Origin of the sequence: Niastella sp., assembly GCF_045805085.1 — a bacterium.
GTDB lineage: Bacteria > Bacteroidota > Bacteroidia > Chitinophagales > Chitinophagaceae > Niastella.
On the sequence record NZ_JBJMLX010000572.1, the window covers coordinates 1 to 22,117 of the forward strand.

General features: G+C 45.0%; 18 protein-coding genes. 13 read left to right on the plus strand and 5 right to left on the minus strand.

Features of this window, described 5'->3' with window-relative positions:
• A partial coding sequence (locus tag ACJ751_RS29605) for an AraC family transcriptional regulator (RefSeq protein ID WP_407749155.1) occupies positions 1-609 on the minus strand: 609 nt, incomplete at its 3' end.
• Between the two features lie 172 nt (positions 610-781).
• Between ACJ751_RS29605 and ACJ751_RS29610 the strand changes: the two genes are divergently transcribed.
• From ACJ751_RS29610 to ACJ751_RS29630, 5 genes are all read left to right on the plus strand, one after another.
• Positions 782-1,354 carry an RNA polymerase sigma factor gene (locus tag ACJ751_RS29610; RefSeq protein WP_407749156.1) on the plus strand — a complete coding sequence of 191 codons (573 nt, stop codon included), beginning with the start codon at positions 782-784 and terminating at the stop codon, positions 1,352-1,354.
• A gap of 51 nt (positions 1,355-1,405) precedes the next feature.
• Entirely contained in the window at positions 1,406-2,437 is a 1,032-nt protein-coding gene (locus ACJ751_RS29615) for a FecR family protein (protein WP_407749157.1), read from the plus strand.
• 181 nt (positions 2,438-2,618) lie between these two features.
• Positions 2,619-5,954, plus strand: a complete 3,336-nt coding sequence (locus ACJ751_RS29620) for a SusC/RagA family TonB-linked outer membrane protein (RefSeq protein WP_407749158.1) — start codon at positions 2,619-2,621, stop codon at positions 5,952-5,954.
• A 20-nt stretch (positions 5,955-5,974) separates the two neighbouring features.
• Entirely contained in the window at positions 5,975-7,687 is a 1,713-nt protein-coding gene (locus tag ACJ751_RS29625) for a RagB/SusD family nutrient uptake outer membrane protein (RefSeq protein WP_407749159.1), read from the plus strand.
• Between the two features lie 287 nt (positions 7,688-7,974).
• Positions 7,975-8,349: a hypothetical protein gene (locus ACJ751_RS29630; protein ID WP_407749160.1), complete on the plus strand. Its 375-nt coding sequence runs from the start codon at positions 7,975-7,977 to the stop codon at positions 8,347-8,349.
• A gap of 71 nt (positions 8,350-8,420) precedes the next feature.
• On the opposite strand, the gene ACJ751_RS29635 is transcribed toward ACJ751_RS29630, so the two are convergent.
• Positions 8,421-11,336: a reprolysin-like metallopeptidase gene (locus ACJ751_RS29635; protein WP_407749161.1), complete on the minus strand. Its 2,916-nt coding sequence runs from the start codon at positions 11,334-11,336 to the stop codon at positions 8,421-8,423.
• A gap of 128 nt (positions 11,337-11,464) precedes the next feature.
• Entirely contained in the window at positions 11,465-12,883 is a 1,419-nt protein-coding gene (locus ACJ751_RS29640; RefSeq protein ID WP_407749162.1) for an adenosine kinase, read from the minus strand.
• Positions 12,884-13,000: 117 nt separating this feature from the next.
• On the opposite strand from ACJ751_RS29640, the gene ACJ751_RS29645 reads away from it, so the two are divergent.
• The 5 genes from ACJ751_RS29645 to ACJ751_RS29665 all read left to right on the plus strand — a co-directional run bounded on the left by ACJ751_RS29645 (position 13,001) and on the right by ACJ751_RS29665 (position 17,036).
• Positions 13,001-13,951, plus strand: a complete 951-nt coding sequence (locus ACJ751_RS29645; protein ID WP_407749163.1) for a helix-turn-helix transcriptional regulator — start codon at positions 13,001-13,003, stop codon at positions 13,949-13,951.
• A gap of 63 nt (positions 13,952-14,014) precedes the next feature.
• Positions 14,015-14,635, plus strand: coding sequence for a hypothetical protein (locus tag ACJ751_RS29650; RefSeq protein ID WP_407749164.1), 621 nt, complete (start codon positions 14,015-14,017; stop codon positions 14,633-14,635).
• A gap of 25 nt (positions 14,636-14,660) precedes the next feature.
• Positions 14,661-15,332, plus strand: coding sequence for a cyclase family protein (locus ACJ751_RS29655; protein WP_407749165.1), 672 nt, complete (start codon positions 14,661-14,663; stop codon positions 15,330-15,332).
• 9 nt (positions 15,333-15,341) lie between these two features.
• Positions 15,342-16,232, plus strand: coding sequence for a helix-turn-helix domain-containing protein (locus ACJ751_RS29660; protein WP_407749166.1), 891 nt, complete (start codon positions 15,342-15,344; stop codon positions 16,230-16,232).
• Between the two features lie 66 nt (positions 16,233-16,298).
• A complete protein-coding gene (locus tag ACJ751_RS29665) occupies positions 16,299-17,036 on the plus strand; it encodes an SDR family oxidoreductase (protein WP_407749167.1) in 738 nt (245 codons plus the stop codon).
• A gap of 41 nt (positions 17,037-17,077) precedes the next feature.
• Here the strand turns inward: ACJ751_RS29665 and ACJ751_RS29670 are convergent, their stop codons facing one another.
• Positions 17,078-17,371, minus strand: a complete 294-nt coding sequence (locus tag ACJ751_RS29670; protein WP_407749168.1) for an NIPSNAP family protein — start codon at positions 17,369-17,371, stop codon at positions 17,078-17,080.
• A gap of 224 nt (positions 17,372-17,595) precedes the next feature.
• Positions 17,596-18,318, minus strand: a complete 723-nt coding sequence (locus tag ACJ751_RS29675) for an SDR family oxidoreductase (RefSeq protein WP_407749169.1) — start codon at positions 18,316-18,318, stop codon at positions 17,596-17,598.
• A gap of 149 nt (positions 18,319-18,467) precedes the next feature.
• On the opposite strand from ACJ751_RS29675, the gene ACJ751_RS29680 reads away from it, so the two are divergent.
• The 3 genes from ACJ751_RS29680 (at position 18,468) to ACJ751_RS29690 (ending at position 21,984) form a co-directional block, all read left to right on the plus strand.
• Complete coding sequence (locus ACJ751_RS29680) at positions 18,468-20,342, plus strand: transketolase (protein WP_407749170.1); 1,875 nt, start codon at positions 18,468-18,470, stop codon at positions 20,340-20,342.
• A 102-nt stretch (positions 20,343-20,444) separates the two neighbouring features.
• A complete protein-coding gene (locus tag ACJ751_RS29685; protein WP_407749171.1) occupies positions 20,445-21,023 on the plus strand; it encodes a Crp/Fnr family transcriptional regulator in 579 nt (192 codons plus the stop codon).
• Between the two features lie 79 nt (positions 21,024-21,102).
• Positions 21,103-21,984, plus strand: a complete 882-nt coding sequence (locus ACJ751_RS29690; RefSeq protein WP_407749172.1) for an SDR family oxidoreductase — start codon at positions 21,103-21,105, stop codon at positions 21,982-21,984.
• The last annotated feature ends 133 nt before the right edge of the window (positions 21,985-22,117 follow it).

A 22,117-nucleotide genomic window follows, 5' to 3' on the forward strand; every position in this document is an offset into this window, starting at 1 on the left:
GAATTGATGCTCTAACAATTCCAGGAAAAGCACCGCTTTTTTATAGGAAGTAGTTGTCTTTTGTTCGGTTGCATTAAAAGCAGGCTGGGTTTTCAAGATAAAATGCACGATCTCAAACACCCTGTTTCTCAATGCATCATATTTATGTATGTAAGTAGAATTGAGATCAATGATCATTTGCTCAAACACCTGTTTTACTTTTTCGACCTGTTTTGTCGTCAATTCCAATACAGGTAAAAAGCCAGGTTGAAATACGGTATAATTTTTCAGGTTACCGAATTGATAAAAGAAATCAGCAGAAAAAACACAAACATAACCGCTTTGTTCGCTATCTGTATTTTCCCAATTATAAGGAACCTGGGGATTAGAAAACAATAAGGCATGCTTTTTTACTTCAAACACCTTATCGGAATAATACACTTTATTCTTTCCAATGATCAAACTTATTTTGTAATAATCTTTTCTTCCAAAAGGAACGGGTTTGTAATGCTTTCGAACAAAATCATCTAACCTGAATACATTAAAACGGCCTATTTCTTTCTGAATATGATCCGGTATCCAATTAAAATTGACCTTATAATAATCGTTCATTGATTTGATCCTGCTCATATGGCAATATTACAAAATTCAAACGCTGAGTATAATGGCAGCAATTCTAATAATGCCAAAATGAATGAATAATATGCAAACACAAGATGTATGGGGTTGAAAATATTGCTTTTATTGCTGATGAATTCTGTTTTAAGTTTATATTGCGGACAACTTAACTTATAGTTGAATAGTGAAACTTGGCGCCCAGGAGATATTGATCTTGCAGGAAAAAATGTCTTATTTGCAGGACGAAGATTCTTACAGGAAATTATTCTATCATTTTTATCCTGTTTTATTAAGCTTTTGTACTGCCATTCTCAACAATAAAGAGGATGCAGAAGAGGTTGTTTCCGAAGTGATGTTGAAGGTTTGGACAATGGGCGAAGGCCTGACCCATGTCGACAACCTAACCGTTTACCTGTTTACTGCTGCCCGCAATAAGGCCTATGATGCGCTAAGAAAGAAAAAACGTGCCATTGCTACCGTTTCCATCTCAGATACCATCCAGGAAGATATAATTGACAAAAACTCACCTGAGCATGTATACACCCGGGCCGAGCTGGAAGAATTTATTCGAAAAACAATTCGCGGATTGCCTACGCAATCGCAGCTGGTGTTCCGGCTGGTGAAAGAGCAGGGCCTGGCTTATAAACAGGTGACCGAAGTGCTTGATATTTCCCTCAATACGGCGGAAACTCATATGCGCCATGCGCTAAAAAAGATCCGCACCGCCCTGGATGCGTACCTGACCGAAAAAAAATAATTTTTGGCCATTCACGGCACCCTTCTTTTTATACGTCTATCCAATTATAATATGCATCCATCTGTAGAAAATAGATTTTACGATTTACTGGGCCGTAAACTGGCCGGGGAATGTGATGCCTCGGAACTGGAAGAACTGGAGTCCCTGCTGCAGCGCCATCCGGAGTTGCAATTGTTTTATAATCAAATAGTAACGCATTCGTCTGAAATGTCAGATAGGGAAATTGACACCGCGTATGCTATTCACCAGGCGAAAATGTACCCGGCGCCTTCGCCCGCAACAACGAAGGGAGTGGTAAGATCATTAAAGTGGTCGCTGGTGGCCGCATCTGCTATTATTGTGCTGGGACTGGCGTGGCTATTGTTACATGAGAATAAGCGGGTGGCTGGCAATAAGCAAACGATAGTTGCCTCAGGCCGGGATTCAAGGTCAACCATGACCCTCCCCGATGGGTCCATTGTGCGGTTGAATGCAAAAAGTAAGGTTAGTTATGGGGAAGGATTTGGCAAAACAACCCGCGAGGTATTTCTGACCGGGGAAGCATATTTTGAAGTAACCCATAATGTGAATGTTCCTTTTATTGTTCATACGGATGAGGCGGATATTAAAGTGCTGGGCACCAAATTCAATGTACGCAACTATTCAAATGAACAACGGATGGAAGCCGCGTTGCTGACAGGCAGCATTGAATTGACCTTACATGCAGATGCACAACATAAAATTTTGTTGAAACCCTCTGACAAGATCATTGTAAAGAAAGAGCCTGAAGGCGATGCGACAATAACACCTGATGCCGGAAATAAAAAGGTTGAACTGACAAGCATAAAATTTCAGGATAGTGTTATCGTTGAAACCTCCTGGATGAACGACAAGGTGGCTTTTTATGATAAACCATTTTCAGAAATAGCAATGGACCTGGAGCGGCAGTTTGATGTAACTATTGAGTTTAAAAATAAAGGAGTAAGCGGGTATAAATACACAGGCGTTTATGACGGAGGCAGCGCGGAGGAAATTTTGAAGATCTTACAAATGATCAAGCCATTTCAATATACCATTAACAACAAACAAATTACCATTTATTAATATAACCATGCGCCTATGAAGTACCAGGCTTACTGGTAAAATAAGTGAGGAATGTCGCCACATCCCCCACTTTTAGTTTCAAACGAATTTTAGTCTTTTAAAACCAACCAAAATTATGAAAATTAGCGATTGCTTTTTTTCTGTAAGGGCCTTTTTATGCTTACGGAAAATTAAACTGCTTATGAGACTATCCACGGTATTTGTTTTTCTGGCTTTACAGGTGTCGGCTAAAAACCATGCGCAGGAGACCATTAATCTTAAAGTGGTTAATGGAAGTATGCAGGAGATCTTTAAGAAAATTGAAGGTCAGACTAAATTCAGGTTTTTTTACAGCAGCGACGACCTGCCCGCTAACCAGCGATTTACAATTGATCTCGACAATGCGGGGATCAACCAAACACTTTCTGCGCTGTTTAATGGCACCCATTTGAACTGGAAATTGATCCCCAGTTACAAGGTGGTGATCACACTTTCCAATCAACCATTTATTGCCAGCGCAAAATATAAAAGAGTTACCGGGGTGGTGCGTGCCGAGAGTGGCTCGCCCGTTATCGGGGCTTCCATAAAGGTAAAAAATACAACCAGGGGTACCAGCACCGATAATGAAGGCCACTTTACCATTGAGGTGGCGGAAGGTGAAGTGCTTGAAATTTCCGCCATAAATTTTGACCCGGTAGAAATTACTATTGGGAATCAATCAGAGCTTTCGGTAAACCTAAAACTCAGTGACGCTGTTTTGGGCGATGTGGTAGTGGTTGGTTATGGCACCCGAAAACGCCAGGATGTTACCGGTGCGGTAGTGAAGGCTAACTTACAGGTGCAGAAGCAATCGCCCAACTCGAATGTGATGTCGGCTTTAAGAGGAACCGTTCCGGGGCTTACTGTTGGGCAAACAACCACAGCGGGCAGCGACCCCACACTGATGGTGCGCGGCCGGAATTCTATTTCCGGAACTACCGCTCCACTGATCGTACTGGACGGGCTGATATACCGGGGAACGCTTACTTCCATTAATCCTGCAGACATTCTAAGCATCGACCTGTTGAAAGATGCAAGCGCCGCTGCCGTATATGGCTCCCAGGCGTCGAACGGCGTTGTGCTTATTACTACAAAAAGCGGCGCCAGCGGGCTTGACAAAATAACGGTTGATTATACCGGTTCGTATTCCATTCAGGAAATGACCAAAAAAGAAATGAAGCCCATGACCGGTGCGCAGTATATCCAAAAACTGGGCGATTGGTATTTGTCTGAAAGCCGGGACCCGAACGACCCCACCAAAATGAACCCTAACTGGGATCCCAGTACTAAACTGGCCGCCGTGGAAGCCGGCAATTATAAAAACGGCTATACGGCAGACTGGTGGAAGTTACTTACCAACTCGAGCCCACGCATCCAGAATCATTCCATTGGCGTCAGCGGCAGATCAAAGAAAACCAAATTCTATTTTGGCTACGGTTATTTTGATCAAAAGAACCTGGTCCTGAATGATAATTACAGAAGACACAGCATCCGGCTGAACATTGATACAAAGGTGCTGGACTGGCTGACCATCGGTGCGCAAACGGGCGTATCTATTAACGATTACAGTGGCGTATCTCCCACCTTTTCCGATATCATGTACCTGAAGCCTTACACCCTGCCATTTGATCCTGCAACAGGCCAGATGCTCACCTATTATGCAAACACCACCACGCCAACGGCTATCGAGATCCTGAAAAGATCGCAGGATTTGGACAGGAACCTCAACTTCATTGGTAATGTATATGCCAGTGTAGACATCCCCCATGTAAAGGGACTAAATTACCGGGTGAATTTCGGGAACAATTATATTTATTATAATAGGTTTAATTACAACGCGCCTACTGTTGAAGCAACGGCCTATAAAACCTATATGACCGATTACTTTCTAACGATAGATAATATCCTGACCTATAAACGCGAGTTTGGCGTACATGGCGTAGATGTTACGTTGCTGTATGGTGCAGAAGTAAACAAGCATGATGGTTCCAGTACATCGGCCTCTGGCATTCTGAACGGCGCCTTGTCATACAACAGATTGGATGTGGGCGATGCATCGCGGTTGACCACCTCCAACGACGCTTCCATTCTGCCGTGGAAAGAACAGGCGTTGTATCAAATGGCGCGGGCTTCTTACTCATACGATGGAAAATACATTCTTACCGGTACGGTGCGACGGGATGGTTTCTCCGGTTTTTCGAGCAGGAACAAAACTGCTACCTTCCCTTCTCTTGCTTTTGCCTGGCGGGTGAGCAAAGAAGATTTCATTCAACCCTTATCATGGATAAACGATCTTAAACTGCGGGTGTCATACGGGTCTACCGGTAACAGAACCGTAGGCAGGTATCAAACCATCTCTCAAATGAGCGTTGGCTTGGCTAATGGCTACTTGTTCGGCAACTCGGGCAATGCGCAGCTTGGCTCCTATCTGTCGCAGCAACCCAATCCGAATTTAAAATGGGAAACCACCAATTCTACCAATACCGGTATTGACTTCGCCCTATTCAATAACCGGCTTTCAGGTTCGCTGGATATCTATTTCTCGCAATCAAAGAACCTGCTGAACGCCCGGGCCACGCCAACGATAACCGGATTTTCTTCTTACCTCATCAACATCGGTAAAATTCAAAACAGAGGTCAGGAACTTAATATCACAGGCGTTCCCATCTCTACTCAACATTTCAAATGGGATGTAACGGTTAATTTCTTCAGGAACCGGAATAAGGTGCTGGATATTGACGGCACAGGTAAAGACCTCATCAATGGCGCAGATCCCATCCTGAGTTTCTTTATCGGTCAGCCTTATGGGGTAGTATATGATTACAAGATCACCGGTATGTACCAGATTGGCGATGATATTCCTTCCACCCTGGCCGCACAGGGTTTTAAACCGGGACAATACAAGATCGAAGACGTTAAAAAGGACAATTTAATTACAACCGACGATAAACAAATATTAGGAAAACTCGATCCTTCATACAGTTTTGGCATTTCAAACAGTGTTACGTATAAAAACCTTCAGTTAAAGTTCTTTGTCAATTCTATTCAGGGCGGCAAGAACGGCTATCTCGGCAAACCGGGCGCCATGTTGCAAAATCCTGATAACATCAGGAATAACAATGGCTTCGTATTCGACTACTGGACACCCAATAACCCGAATGCCACGTACAGAAGCATCGCAGCTTATGTGGCAACCATGGGCGAGAATTTCTGGCCTTATATGTCAAGAAGTTTTGTTCGCCTGCAGGATGTAACGCTTACTTATAGTGTACCGGATGGCTTTCTTCGGCGGATAAAAGGAATAAAAGCTTTAAGTGTATATGTGAATGCACAAAACCTGCTGACCATTACCAAATGGGATGGCTGGGATCCGGAAGCCAATCCGTCGGCCAGTCAACGGACATCACTTGGACAAAGGATTCCCGGAGGATTGGGTTTAGACCCCAATGGCTACCCTGTGATGAAAAATTACTCTTTGGGAATCAACTTAACATTGTAAGGGCTTTAAAACTGTAAGACATGAAAAAAGTATTATTAAGCATATATCTTCTTACATTCGGAACGGTACTGTTCTCCTGTAAGAAAAGCTTTCTGGACGAAGAACCACTGTCGATCTACACACCGGATAATTCTCTGCAAACGGGCGCACAATTTCAGCAGGCCATCAATAATGTTTATAATGGTGTCAGGAATATTTACATGGGTAATATCAACCTCGATACCTATTTTGGCTTGTACTATGCTACTGATTTTGCCTTTAATGCAACCGACTACGACCCGGCGGCAAAACTGAATGCCTATAAGGCAACCATGGTACCCAGCTATTTTATTCCGCAAAACATCTGGACCGCATATTATAAGATCATCACCAACGCCAACCTGATCATTGCCCGGGTGCCCAACGCCACGCAGTTGGCTGATGCCGATAAGAACAGCTTCCTGGGCCAGGCGTTGTTTTTCAGAGCGTATTCATACAAAATACTGGCGAACTTATTTGGCGGGGTGCCTATTGAGCTGAACGAACTCACTGAACCCCGGTATGATTATGTACGTGCTTCCCGGGATGAAGTATACCAGCAATGCAAGAATGACCTGCAGCAGGCAATAGGTTTATTAAAGAACATCAATGAAGTAAGCGATGGAACGGTGAACAAACAGATCGCGCAACACATGCTCACCGAAGTATTGATCTCTTTGAAAGATTATGATGGCGCCATCGCCAGCGCGTCCAGTGTGATCGGTTATTCCGGGGTGTCATTGATGACAAACCGTTTTGGAAGAAGGGCCACTACGCCGGGCGATGTATATCGTGACCTGTTTGAATACAACAATCAAAATTACAGCACAGGCAACCACGAAGGGCTGCTGGTAATTCAAACGGCTTTAAATAATCCGGCGGCCGTGGGCGATCAAACAGCCTGGGCGATAGTGCCCAGTTTAGGCGGTTTAAGAATAACGGAAACGCAATCAAAAGCCAAGCAAAATGTATTGTATAACGGAAGCTTTGTAGATAGTATTTCTTCAAATGGTGTTGGCTGGATCCGGCCTACTTCCCATTTCCTCTATGAAATATGGACGCCAGGCGATATTCGTAATTCATCGTACAATATTGTAAGGGATATCCGTATTTCCGGTGTTCCTAAAACCTCGCCCGATTACGGCAAATGGTATGTGAAAGATGGCTATAAGGATAAAACATTACCTGCCGATTTCAGGGACACCATCCGTAATTTTTATCCCGTAATCAGAAAGGCCTCACCCTCGGCGGGCGACTTTGTTGCAGTAGCCGGCCCGGCCGTGCAAACTAACCTGACCAACCCGTTTGGCGGGTTTCTGCTCAATGGCGCTTCAAAATTGTTTATACAAAAATATATGGCCCGCCTGGCAGAAACTTATTTACTCAGGGCCGAGGCTTATCTGGCAAAATCTCAACCCCAGAAAGCAGCGGATGATATAAACGTATTGAGAAACCGGGCCAATGCCACACCAGCTACAGCTGCGGAAATGAATATGGATTATATCCTGGATGAGCGCCTGCGGGAGTTGTATCTGGAAGAATTCAGAGCTGTTACGCTTACCCGTTTGGGATTATTAGCCGATCGCGACAAACGGTTCAACCCCAAATCTGGACAGAGCATTGAGTCGTTTCATAATCTGTGGCCCATACCTTCAACCGAAATAACACAGAATACCGGTGCGGAGCTGAAGCAAAACGACGGGTATTCACAATAGCCTTATTGGTAAATGAAATATAGAAGCCTCCCCCCGGCTCAGCCGGGGGGAGGCTTTTTTTGCCGGTTCGCTACTGACGGTGACGAGTTTTGTATTTGTTGGTTCAATCATCATCCCGGTTAATCACGGGAAAATTTAACCAGTAGTATATGAATTTCAGCAGGAGCATCATTAAAAGTCATAGCAAAATAGATCAACAGCTACCCTCCGCCATCCAGTAAAAAAAGAAATAATAACAATTAGCCGAATTTCTTATATTGCGTTGAAATTCAGTTGTATAAAAATTTATGACCGAGCAACAACACATTTTCAAGAAGATAGAATTACTGGGCGACCGCGTTTTACGCCTGGCTGCAGTAGAACTTTGTAATGAAATCATTGAGAACCGATACAAAGCGCCTGAGATTATCGATAACCTGGGCAGTAATAGGGTTCTGGGACTTATTGCCAGGATGAAGAAACTGGAAGCGCACAAGGACGATCCGGAAGTAAAAGGAAGATCAAGACAACTGGCAAACGCCTACCAGTATTCAATAGGCAAACTTTATTATGAAGATAAAGTAAAGGCGATAGCTACGGCTAAAGAAGACCTGGCCCATTTTTATGAAAACCAGGACCAGTATTATGTAAAGAAGAATGATAATGATGGTGATGGTGATTAACACCTGATAAAAGATTATGTAAAAAGGCGTCCCGACTCATCGGGGCGCCTTTTGCTTATAGTAAATTGCCGTTATTGTTTAATGATCTTCGTCATTTTCACTTCCTTTCCGTCATTCTTAATTCTCATCATATATATACCTTTTGGCAATGCAGAAATATCAAACTGCGAGTTAACCGTGCTTACTAAACGGGTCAGTACCACGCGGCCATTCACATCAAACAGACTTACATCTGATTTTCCGGTGAAACCTGTAAGGTTTAGGTTCACTACATTGGTGGCAGGGTTCGGGAAAACTTCCACTTTCTGCACATTGCTGGTAATAACATCAGTTGCCATACGGCTGGCCGTACCTAATTGCACCTTTAAGGTATAACATGTGCTGGCGCTGTTGGCTCCATTGTAGCCATATACCTGGGCATAATAGGTGCCTGCAGTCATGGTTCTGCTGATACTTTCACTGGTGGTGCCCCCTGCCTGTGAAATGGCGAGCTGTGTACCTGCGCTGTTCAGCAGTTTCAGGTCATAATCGCCCGGCAGGGTGCCCAGGGTAATGGTGATAGTACCGCCGGTTGTGATCACGAATTTATAATTGTCAACATCACCGCTTGGACTAATAAGACCAGTAACATTGGTATTGAATGGAATGGTGGCGGCGCCGGAGATGGCTCCATTGGTTGAATTATCCAACGTACTTGCACAGGTTGTGCTGCCTGTTGTAGTAAACTGTGCGGCTGAATACGCACTGCTGCCACTGGCACAATTGGTTCTTACCCGGTAATCATACAGCGTGCCTAAGGTAAGGCCTGTTAAGCCAACAGAAGTAGCTGATGTACCTGTTGCCGCGTTGATCCAGGTAGAAGATGTATTGGCTTTATAATCTACATCGTACGATGTGGCGCCGCTTATGGCCGTCCAGGCTACTGTGGCTGATGTATTAGTAATTGCGGATGCCGTTAAACCTCCCGGTGAACTACAGCTTGAGCCGGAACCAATAGTGAAATTGGTATTGGAAATATCAAAGAAGATATTTCCTATAGCTTCCACTTTTATTCTTGCTGTGGTAGTGGGTGTGTTGGGAATGGTGACCACCTCACTGCCGTCATTAGGCGTGCTGGCCACCAGGGTGCTGAATGTAGTGCCCCCGTCGGTAGAGATAGAGATCTTTACATTGGCGCAACTAACCGGCGATGCGGTGGTGCTGGCAACATTCCACGTGATGGTTTGTGATGAACCGCCGGCCCATGATACGGCTGTATTAGGTGATGTTACCGAAAAAGGCCCTGATGAATTGGTAACGGTTACCGTCATATCCGCAAAGTTGGTCTGCCCAACACTTACAGGTGCGGTAGAACTATAAGGGGCATTGTCCCTAACTGTTAACCGGAAGTGCAGGGTTCTTGAAACCGAGCTCAACGCTTCGGTATTGGCGCCCGCATCGCCGCCTGACAATGGGCCTGACACTAAACCACCGGCAAGAATAGTCGCCATTTTGGGAAAATACCTTACTGGTGAAGTACTGGGCGCAAATGAGATCCAGTTGGGGCCGGATGCTTTGGTTGCGCTGGCCACACTGCTGGCGCCTGTTTGTGAGGAAGAAGCATTATCGTTTTGTTCCCAGCAATAAGTAAGCACGTCACCTGCATTGGCATCTGTAGCAGAACCGGTCAACGCGAAAGGCGTGCTGATGGGAATGGTATAATTACTGCCGGCATTGGCAACCGGGGTGGCATTAGTGCCGGCAATGCTTGTTGTTACGGGACAGGTTTTTCCGGAAAGATTAGACTGTATTTGCGCAATGGAAGCGGCATGATAGATATCTATCGAATGTGGCGCAATGTCCTGGCTGGTAATACCGGCATAACCCATAATAGTTATACCCGAACCTGGTTCTACATTAACGCCGGTACCTTCATTGCTCATGGAGAAAGTGTGGTTGGCGCCCAGCTGGTGCCCTACTTCATGCACCACATAGTCGATGTCGAAATTATCGCCCTGCGGAATGGCATCGGCAGGGGAAGTAAAACCGCTTCCCTTTGAATTATCGACACAAATGCAACCGATACAACCGGCGTTACCGCCACCGCCTGATGCACCGAACAGGTGGCCGATATCATAATTCGCGGCGCCGATCACGGAGGTCAGCGTGCTTTGTAACTCACCATTCCAGGCGCCGCCTGCGCCTGTGCTGGCATCTGAATAAGGATCGGTGGAAGGATTGTAATAAAACACATTGGTAGTTGCTGCGATCAGGTTCAGGTGGAGTGCCAGGTCCTTTTCATACACTCCATTGCAGCGTGTAAGCGTAGCATTCACCGCCGCCAGCACCAATGATACCTGTGACGCACTGGTGGCCCCAAAATAATTGGAGTATTCGGCGGTGACCGATTGGGCCAGCCGCATTGTTTTCAAATCGCCGGTTGACCTTGCCGGTGAGGCATTTACCTGATTGCTTAAATCTGTTGCCATTTTTTGTTCAGGAGTAGAACACTTCCATGGTAAAGTTTTTGGTTGTTTTTTGAAAGCGGTGTAAACAGTGTGGTCGGCAGAATAAGGTTCTACAAATTCGGTTTCTTTTTCCGTGCGGAAAACCATTGCCTGCAACCCCTGCGGCGAGAGGCTCAGCTTCAGGGTGGCGGATCTGTCGCTAATGCCTTTTCCTGAAAAGGCCCTTATTTCAGGAAATTTAGCCTGTAAGGCGGGTTCGAAATTCGACGCTTCGACAATTTCAAACTGTTCAATTTGTCCGTCTGCGTTAGGAAGAGAGATAATGGTTGAACGGGCAGCCTTACTGACGGCTTTGAATGCTTCATTCCGCAAAGGCGTAAAATTCAGATCAAATAGTTTGAAATTTGTTGGAAAAGCAAGCCGGGCGATGGCTTTGTCGGTATTGATCCTGGCGGCATCGGTGTGTGGCTTCCAGTAATCCTGGGCCAGCAATGTTATACCGCACAACATTGCTGTTGCGAAGAGTAAGAACTTTCTCATGTGTAGAATTTGATTTAATGGTAAATAATGAGTACCATGATAAATTTAATGGAATTTTTTTCTATTTCCATTGGTACTTATACACAATAGCCATCAATACCCACACACCTTGAATGCTTTAAAGAAAGTTATAACCTGTATGCAGCTACTACAAAATTGTTCCACTCTTTACTGAGATGTGTCAACGCTGTTTTTTTCTCTTCTTCAGATAATGAGGAATATATAATTGAGTTGGTAATCAATTTTTTTAGCTTCGCTACATCCAGGTCCCAGGCCATAAAGGCTACCCAGAAATCATAACTTAGCCCATCATACCCATATACGCCCGGATCATCGCTGTTAATAGAACACGGTACGCCATTGGCTATTAATACCCTTGCCGGGTGATTTCTCAGGTCGCTTACATAGTTCAGCTCCTGGTTGCTGATCGGGCTCACTTCCACTAAATTATCGGCTGCTTTTACCCGTTGCATAATGTCTGGAAAATACACCAGGTTCAACCCATGCCCTATTCGCCTGTTAAACTGAAAAGGCACATCCACCAGGTTGGTGTTTGCAGTGGTGCTGCTCTCCCCTGCGTGTAAATACAGTGGCATGGTAATGCCATATTGTTTTTCGAGCGCAGGGAGAGAGTTCCAGACAGGGGCATAATAACCAACGGTATGGTTGGTTGCTTCGTCAGCCACCAGGTCAAAACCCGAAATAAGCTCCGGATACTTTTGCTTTAACAGAAAAGCGGCTGTTAGATCTTGTGAAACCGCTGTAGTGTCCAGAAATTTAAAGCTGGAATAAATAAGCTTTAAAGTAAAGGCAGGGTATGTCTTTTGTATTTCGGCAACAATCATCTTTAAATCACTGATGGCCGTATCTGCTGGATAATTGTCATCCTTTTCATCAAACAGTTTACCAAAACCGTATCTGATCTCCACATGTTGAATGTTGTCCCTGACAAGCTCATAAAATGCTTCCTGGAAATATTCCTTAAAGAAGGGACGATAAGCCACCAACATTCCTATCCGTTTGAAACGTTTTTCAAACTCAACCCACGTATCCATATAATCAGACAGATCACTTCTGTTCAAAGTAAGCAGTTTAAATATACTGCCTGCGGCATTTTTATCGCGTTTCAGGTATTGTTGCAATGGCAAAAAATCTTTCGGCGCCCTACCTTTTGTAAAAACAGCCAACTGCCCATAAATGAATTTGTTGTCGCCTTTGCCGGTATACACGTAACAATTATTGTATTTAGCAGCTGTGCCAATTAGCCAGTTTGGATTTACTATAGCACCATTGTGGCAGTGCAGCAGACCACCCTTAGGCATCGATTGGAATAATTTATACAGGGCGGATGACTCGATAAAAGGTCTAAGCTGCGTAAAAGAGCTGCTATATATCGCCAGTTTATTTTGACTGGCTTTTACCAGCAACTCATTTTTTAAGATGCTCAGCTTTTTGTCAAGTTGAATCTCCTGCGGAGTAAGTTCCTGTGCATGTATTGAAAAGCTAATTATAAAACCAAGCAGGGCAGCGAATGTTCTTTTAACCATATGTTCTATTAATTAAAGATAGCGGAGCGAAATTAACAAAGTTCAGGCCATCTGTTTATGGCGGTATGAATATTAATTTATTAAATGCTTACCTCACTTTGTTGTACCTTAACAGCAATGATCTTCCACGAATTTCCCGATCTAACCTGGCTTAAAAGCCAGATAGCCCAGGGGTTTAACAACCGGTTGGGTTGGGGTAATCTTCCGCTCGATAGTGAGGGTTTTCCCAGTGTGATCATTCATACGAAGGTTCGGGAATGCTTTCGCCCTGCCATCAAAGGACCGTTTTCTTTTTTTCTGAATCTCCGGGGTAATAGTTTGTGCAGTGTGGAGCGGCAGACGACCCGCATCGATGAAGACAATTATTTTGTAAGCAACCGCTCGCAATTATATACCCTGCAGGTGGAAGAATATGCCGGCGATACGGAAACGTTTAATATCCATTTCGGGGAATTTTTCAGCGAATCGGTGCTGAATTCACTGGTAACGCCGGCAGATAAGATCCTGGATGCAGGTACCCAAAAACAATTGTCGCCTGTTTTATTCTTTAACCAGCTGCACCGCCGGGATATCACTTTCAATGCCCTTGTCAAGGCGATCCTGACTTCCCATAAAGAAACAGGCTTTAACAAACTCCGGTTTGAAGAACAGCTCACTGCTCTCTTGTCTTATCATTTACTGCAACACCAGCACATTGGCCGGATCGTAAACCAACTGCCTCCTGTTCGTAAGGCTACGCGGGTTGAATTGTACAAACGCCTTTCCCGCGCTATGGATGTGTTGCGTTTGGGTTTTTGTGGTGAAGTAAACCTTGACCAGCTTGCCGCGGAAGCCTGTTTGTCCAAATATCATTTTTTACGATTATTCCGTTCGGCTTATGGCTTGTCGCCCTATCAATATATTCAGCAGCTTCGCATTGAAAAAGCCAGGGCTTTACTCACTAATTCCGGGATGTCAATAGCAGATCTGGCAGCACTGTTGGGTTTTGATAATAGCCAGTCATTCAGCCGGCTGTTTTACCAAAAGATGGGACTCTACCCTACTCAATACCGGCTCGGCACAAAATAGCAATTTTGGTTATGGGGCAAACGGCACATCCTACGGAACTTTAGGTTCTCAAATGTTTCAATTATGGCAAGATCCACATTTCGCACAACAGCCGTTTTGCTCACCGCCTGGCTCCTGCTGCTCGGTATATTCTCGGTACGTGGCTTTTTTAGCGATTTCTCCCGGGTACCACCCAGGTTGACTATTGCGCTTTTGACGCCTTTACCCGTGGTGCTTTTCTTTATCAGCTCCCGTGCAGGCAAACAGTTTTTACAGCAAGTCCAACCCCAATGGCTGATCTGGCTGCAGTCATTCCGCATTTTGGTTGAAATAGGGTTATGGATACTCGTGCGCAATGGATCACTGCCCACGCAGATGAGTTTTGAAGGCCGCAATTTCGACATCCTCACCGGTTTGTTCGCTTATCCGGTAGGCTATTATTGTTACGTAAAGAAGACCTGGCCGCCAGTTGTAGCCCTGTTGTATAATATTGCCGGTCTTGTGTTGCTGGTGAATGTAGTTACTGTCTCCGCATTATCCCTTCCTACCCCGCTCCGTGCCTTTCACAACGGGCCCGACAGTTCCCTGATAACCACATTTCCATTTATTTATCTGCCCGGACTGCTGGTGCCGCTGGCTTATACATTGCATATTTTTTCCCTGCGTCAATGGAAGTTGGGGGTTCGGTATCCTGTTGTTTCGTGATATCTTTGCACAATTAAAATAATGAATGACTATTCAATCAACTCAAACAACAATTATCGATCTTTCGCATTCGATAAATAACAATATCTCCGTGTACCCCGGAACTGCGCAACCGCAAATAAAGCAACTCAGTACGGTGCAGCACGAGGGCTTTGCTGAAATGAGTCTGGTGTTGAATTCCCATCATGCAACGCATATAGACGCTCCCTACCATATGATCGAGGGTGGAAAAACACTCGACCAGTTTGCACCGGATACATTTACTGGCACAGCGTTCATAGTCGATTGCCGGGCATTGAATCAAAATGAGATTTCCATTGATCTTCTGCAGGCGCATGCCAGGGACCTGGAACAGGTGGATTTCGTGTTGTTTTGCACCGGGTGGTCGAAAAAATGGAAAACGGCGCAGTACCTGTCAGATTACCCTGTTCTTTCTACAGCGGCGGCAACCTGGTTATCCCAGTTACCCATTAAGGGTGTAGGTTTCGATGCCATTTCGCCCGATGAGATCGATTCGCTGCAATACCCCAATCATAAAATTTTGCTTGGAAAAGAACTGATCATTATAGAAAACCTCACGAATCTTGATCTGCTCACCGGTGAAATATTCCAGCTGGTATGCCTGCCTTTAAAAATAGAACAGGCGGATGCCGCACCGGCAAGGGCTGTGGCGATATTGAATAAACAAAAATGCTAATTTTGAGGAATGTCAATCAGTTCCAACCAGCAGGTGCCCGTATATTTTATAGAGCCGGAGGGGTTTACCGGTAACAGGCATTTTAAAGTGTATAATTTTGAAGGCAGCCTGCCCGAGCAGTCAGAACTGCTTATTCCACACCGAAAGAACCATTACCTGATTATTTTCCTCAGGCGGGCCGGCGGCACCCGTCAATGGATCGATATGACACCCTATATACTTCAGGATAACAGGATCTATTTTTCAAGCCCCCATAACATCATAGTAAAAGAGGAGTTTAAAGAGTTATGGAGCACTGGGATTGCTTTTACGAGTGATTTTTTGTCCTTTTTGGAAAACCCAACATTGAGTAATTTACCGCTTATTCAAAATCCGCACAATGGCCATGAACTGCTGCTTACTGAGGTTGATGTAAATTTTGTGGAAGACATGCTGAGCAAGATCAATGCGGAGTACCGGCGCCCCGGTGAATGGCAGCAACGGATGCTGGGCGCGTATCTCACGGTGCTGCTTACTTATTTAAGCCGTTTGTATAATGAGCAGTTTAAGAGCAATGATACTTCGGCAGAAAAATTGTTGTTACAGAAATTCCAGGCAAAGATAAATGAGCATTTCCGTGAGTTGCATGAAGTAAGCGAATATGCCACACAACTTAATATTTCTGCGGGGCATTTTAGTGAGGTAGTGAAAGCGCAAAGCGGCAAACCGGCTATCAAACATATTCATGACCGGCTGGTGATGGAAGCCCGTCGCCTGCTTTTTCATACCAACAACTCCTTAAAAGAAATTTCTTTCGACCTCGGTTTTACCGATGCCTCCTACTTTAACCGCTTCTTCAAACGGGAAACGGGCATCACACCGGCTGAATACCGGGCCAGCATCCGTAAAATGTACCATTAACACCGATGGATGTGTTACAGTCAGGCTAATGACTCCCTGTAGTTTTGTATTGTTAAATAATAAATTATGAAAACAGTACTGATTACAGGAGCAAACAAAAGCATTGGCTTTGAAACTGCCAGGCAATTATTGCAGCAGGGATATTATGTATACCTGGGCTGCCGGGACAGGCAAAAAGGTCTGGAGGCTGTGAAGCAGCTACAGTCGGAAGGATTAAAACAGGTAGAACCTATAGAGATCGATGTAGATAATATTGAGTCTATACAAGCTGCCCGTACCACGTTGGGACAAAAGATCAAATCGCTGGATGTGCTGATCAATAATGCAGGCATAAGTGGTGGTTCGCCACAACATGGTTTTGATGCCGACATCAACGTTTTCAGACAGGTGTTTGAAACCAATTTTTTTGGCGTGATAGAAGTGACTCAGGCGTTTATAGATCTGCTGAAACAATCGCCGGAACCAAGGATCGTTAACGTTACCTCCGGGCTGGGTTCGCTTACCCTGCAAAATGATCCTTCGTGGAAACATTACCAGGTGAAGCCGGCTTCGTATGTGGCGTCTAAAGCTTCCCTGAATGCTTATACGATTGTAATGGCTTATAACCTGCGGGATACCCGGTTCAAAATAAATGTGGTTGATCCCGGTTATACCGCTACCGATTTTAATAATCATAGCGGTCCCGGAACCGTGTCAGATGCCGCTGCCCGTGTAGTAAAAGCAGCTACGTTTGGCGCCGACGGTCCCACCGGTCAGTTTTTTAGTGATGACAATGCGCCTGAAACGGGCATTAGTCCGTGGTAAATTTGTTGCATAGATAAAAGCCTTGACGTAGTTCAGGGCTTTTACCACACCTTATATATCTCACGGGAACCGGTCAAATACATCTCCGTGTAATTGGCCATTTTCTCTTTCATTTTTTTCATCTTTTCTTCATCTTTTTGAAAGTCATCCCAGCTTTTTTCATAAGCGGTTAGATCGTTGTACTGGCTTACCATTATTACCCGGTTGAATTGCCCTGTCATATCGGTCATCACATTAACGAACTCCTTGCCGTCACCCATCACTTCTTTAAACAGTTTCGCCAGTTTGGAGGCATTACCGGGTTTGCAAACAAAAATGTCGTGTACAATAATCATGGTATTTAATTTTAATATAAGGTAAGCTCTTTTAATTAGAGAACCATAACCGGATGGCCTTAAATCCATAATTGAATAGATGAACCCCAATAAAATAGGGATAGGGTAAAACAGTCAATGGTCAATGGTGAATGGTCAATGGCGTCTGAGTTTTGAAATTTAGAATTAATAGTAAATCTCAAAATGAGCGAGCTATTCACGATTCACGATTCACGATTCACCACTCACCCATTCATTCTGGCAAAATAGTCGGCAATGGTATCGTTGTTGTCTTTTGCCCTTGCTTCGCTGGTACCGAAGGTCAATTCGGTTTTTCCTTCCTTCAGTTGTTGAAAAATGGATTCAATAAAATCGCTTACAGGAGGAAATTCATTGTGAATGCCTTTTCCACCCAGATCGGTATTCAACGCCGGTGGAATGATCTCTATTACTTCAACGTTTGCTGATTGTAACTGATGCCGGAGGGACATCGTAAACGAGCGTATGAACGCCTTAGTGGCGCAATAAACGGGCACTTTTGATAAAGGGATAAAAGCCAGTCCTGATGATACATTCATAATAGTATTCAGCGACTTCAGTTTCAAAAATAATTTGGTGAGGTGAATGGGCGCCGTAATATTTATTTCTATTTCGCTTTGGGCTCTGTCATAAAAGTCATCATTGGTAATGTTCATCCAGTTTTGAATGCCGGCGTTGTTAACAAGTACATTCAGGTCGGGATGGTTTGCCGCTACCCAATTAAACAAATTAATGCGGTCCGCTTCAATGGCCAGGTCGCACACCTGAGTGATAACGGAAGGAAATCTATCTGCAACCTCCTGCAGCGCTGTTTCCCTTCTGCCACAAACGATGACCGTGTTGCCATCTTTTACAAATCTTTCCGTAAGTCCAAGACCAATACCGCTACCCCCGCCGGTGATTAAAATTTTGTTATCTGTTAGTTTCATTGTTATAAAGTTTGGGCAGTAAAATTACCTATAATGGGTGGTTGGCCAACTATTTAAAGTGATAGTGGCTAATAATTTCTACAATTCCTGTTAACAAACGATGGCACTCTAATTGTGCGCTTACATTATTCATCATTTATATACCTATTATGAAAAATACAAGTGCCTGGGAAGAAAAGGCAAAATTACTGCGCAAATGGTGTCTTGTGTCTACAACTGCAGCAGGATCAGGACACCCCACTTCCTGTTTATCGGCGGCAGATATAACAGCCGTGTTATTTGATAAATATTTTACCTACGATGTTTCCAACCCATTGAACATATACAACGACCGGTTTGTGTTGTCCAAAGGTCATGCTGCTCCCCTGCTGTACGCCCTGTTTGGCATGAGCAACGCCTATGACCTGAATGAATTAAAAACATTACGAAAATTAAACAGCCGGTTTGAAGGACACCCGGTTCCCAAGTACAAATATGCAGAAGCTGCTACGGGTTCTTTAGGACAGGGACTTTCTGTAGGGGCCGGTATGGCGTTGGCGGCAAAAAGGGAAAACCTGCCTTTTACGACTTATGTGTTGTGTGGCGATGGAGAACTGGCGGAAGGCCAGGTATGGGAAGCAGCCAACTTTGCCTCCTACCACCGGTTAAATAATTTGATTACGATCTTAGATATCAACCGCCTGGCGCAAAGTGGAGAAACCATGTTTGGCCATCACATGAATGAATACGAACAACGGTTCAGGGCTTTTAATTTCAGGGTATTTACCATCGATGGTCATAATTATGAACAAATAGACCAGGCGTTAGAACAGGCCCATAGTCATGCAGGCACGCAACCTGTGGCTATCATTGCCAGGACCGAAAAAGGAAAAGGTGTTTCTTTTATTGAAAATAAAGATGGCTGGCATGGTAAGGCGTTAAAAGAAGACGAGCTGAAAAAAGCGCTGGATGAGTTGGGGCCAATCAATGACGATGCGCGTTTTGAATTGCGGAAACCGGCCACTACTACAATCGCTTCTGCCGACGTAAAAATAAATACGGCCGTTAAACTTGATTTTGATAACGCCAAATCCTATGCGACGCGCGAAGTGTTTGGCGAGGCATTGGCGCAGATCACGCAACATACGCCCGAAATGTATGTGCTGGATGCTGATGTAAAGAACTCCACCTTTACCGAAGACGCGTTAAAGGTAACCCCCGAGCGTTTCGTGGAATGTTTTATTGCGGAACAGAACATGGTATCTGTAGGCGCCGGTTTATCAAGAATTGGTAAGATACCGGTGGTAGCCACTTTTGGCGCGTTCTTTATGCGTGCTGCCGACCAGATCAGGATGGCCCGCATCTCTGAAGCCAATATAAAATTTGTGGGTTCGCACGTTGGGGTATCTATTGGGGAAGATGGCCCTTCGCAAATGGCGTTGGAAGATATTGCGTTCTTTGGCGCCCTGCCCGATACGGTTGTACTGCAACCTTGCGAGGCCGTTTCCACTGCCAGCCTGGTGCCGCAAATGGTACAGCACAACGGTATTGTATATATGCGCACCTTGCGCCCAAAAACAAAACTATTATATAAGCCCGGCGATGAGTTTAAAATTGGCGGTTCAAAAATAATCCTGCAATCAAATGATGACCTGCTTACGGTTGCCGCTACCGGTATTACCGTGTATGAAGCGCTGCAGGCGGCTGAGCTACTGAAACAGGAAGATATAAACATCCGGGTGGTGGATTGTTATTCCGTAAGTCCGGTTGACAGAGATACCTTGCTGGATTGTTTGAACAGCACCCGTTTCAAATGTATTATTTCGGTGGAAGATCATTTTGCGCATGGTGGTTTGGGTGATTTTATTGCTGCAGCCGTTAGCGCCGAAGGCAATTATGTAGAAAAGATGGCCGTGACAAAGATCTCTCAATCGGGTAAACAAGAGGAATTAATGAAAGATGCCGGCATCGATGCTGTCAGTATTGCAGCGAAAGTAAAAAAACTGCTGGTGCGGTCAAATGAAATGGCGCACAGCCACGCTTAGGTTATTAAGGTGGGTCACTCTTGCAGAGTGGCTCACCTTATTTACGCATAACAGTTAATGACTATTTGAATTAAGTGCATATTTCTTATTTTTGAAAGGAATATGACCACCGTATTTGATACTTATTTACGCACCTGCACCAACCTGAACGATTCAGAAATTGAACAGATCGTTTCGGCCGCAAAGCCTGTTTCCCTGCACCGGAATGAGACGTTGTTGCAACAAGGCCAGGTGTGCCGGCATAAAACGTTTATTGTAAAAGGGCTCCTGCGCATTTATGGTATTGGAGCAGATGGCAGCGAGCATATTTTATACTTTTCACCGGAAAACAACTGGACACTGGACCCGGAAAGCTATCACCAGCAAACACCGTCACAATTTACGATCGCTGCCATAGAACGAAGTGAGGTGTTACTTTGGAGCAAACCCGATTTTGATCGCCTGTTAAAAGATATCCCAGAACTGACTATTTTGTCTGAGCAGTTGGTTACCAGAAGTCATATCAGCAACCGGCAACGTCTTTTTACCACATTGAGTTCAACGCCTGAAGAAAAATACGAGAATTTTGTTCAAACCTTCCCCGACCTGCTGGCCCGCCTTCCCTTGCACATGATAGCCGCTTATTTAGGCATTTCGCTGAAAACCCTCACCCGCATCCGCCACGCACAGGTACGCCGTTAAATAGAATTATGGTCAAATGACCACGTTTTCGCAAATGGGTTGACTCAATTTTGTATCCATAAAATCAAGTCATTCATTTATGCGAGTATTTGTTACAGGAGCTTCCGGTTTCGTAGGCTCCGCCATCGTTAAAGAACTTTTGCAGACCGGTCACCAGGTGCTGGGGATGGTACGGTCTGACAGTGGTGTCGAAACTGTGAAACAAGCAGGCGCAGAACCACATCGCGGCGACCTCGATGACCTGGAGAGTCTTCAAAATGGCGCGGCACAATGTGATGCAGTTATTCATACTGCCTTCAATCATGATTTTACCCAATACAAAGCCAATTGCGAAAACGATCGCAAGGTAATAATGGCATTGGGCGCGGCCCTGGCAGGGACCAATAAACCATTGGTAATTACCTCAGGGGTGGGTCTGTTGAATGGCCCGCTGATAACTGAAAACGACAAACCCGCCGGTTCCGACGTAACACCGCGCGCAGCGTCAGAAGAAGCGGCCAATGTCGTTGCCGAACAAGGGGTGAATACCTACATTGTACGATTGCCAATTGTACATGGCCCCGATGATCATGGCTTCATTCCTATTGTTATTGGTTTGGCCAAAGAAAAAGGCGTTTCGGCTTATATTGGCGAGGGTACTAATCATTGGTGGGCGGTGCATCGGTTCGATGCTGCTGTTTTATACCGGTTGATCGTTGAAAAGCAACCTGCACAAAAAGTGTATCATGCAGTAGCGGAGGAAAGCATTCCATTTAAGCAAATTGCCACTGCTATTGCCAAAGGATTACAGATGCCTGTTGTGAGTAAAGATGGTGCAGATGCTGAGGCCCATTTTGGCTGGTTCAAACATTTTGCATCGATGGGTAGCCCCGCCTCGGGTGCGCAAACCCGTAAAACCTTAGGCTGGAAACCCGTTCATCCGGGATTGATTGATGAATTGGTGCCGGGGATTTATTTCTAAGGCCCTCCTACGCTAAAGCTTCGGCGGGCAAGGCAAAGGGCAAAGGGCAGACGGCAGACGGCAGACGGCAGACGGCAGACGGCAGACGGCAGACGGCAGACGGCAGACGGCAGACGGCAGACGGCAGACGGCA